At 46.3% G+C, this 378-nt stretch carries 1 pseudogene; it reads left to right on the plus strand.

The window, feature by feature from the left end:
* Positions 1 to 164: 164 nt before the first annotated feature.
* Positions 165 to 378 (plus strand): annotated as a pseudogene (locus tag ETC02_RS17575) (RNA-guided endonuclease TnpB family protein); the annotation flags it as partial.

Below are 378 nucleotides of genomic sequence, written 5' to 3' on the forward strand. Positions count from 1 at the left end.
TCCCCCCGCGGCAGGAAAATATAACCAGCCGTGGCCGCGAAGCGCACCCTAGGTCTGTAAGATATCCACAAAACTGAAAAAGGATGTAAGGGATTTTGTCGAAAAATATTTTTTGGACACCCCTGAGGGGCCGAAAAGCCTTGATAGATCAACATTTCTAGAGGGAGTTTCCTTGGCTAAAAGAAGTGGACAGCCTTGCGCTGGCAAACGCCCAATTGAATTTGCAGAAAGCATTTCAACACTTCTTTTCAGGCCGCGCTGGATTTCCCAAGTTCAAAAACCGCAAGGCGAAACAGTCGTACACCACAAATATGGTAAATGGCAACATCAAGCTTTCAGATGGCTATATCAAGCTGCCCAAACTGAAATGGATCAAGC

Origin of the sequence: Geobacillus sp. DSP4a (assembly GCF_013096875.1) — a bacterium.
Taxonomy (GTDB): Bacteria; Bacillota; Bacilli; order Bacillales; family Anoxybacillaceae; genus Geobacillus; species Geobacillus thermophilus.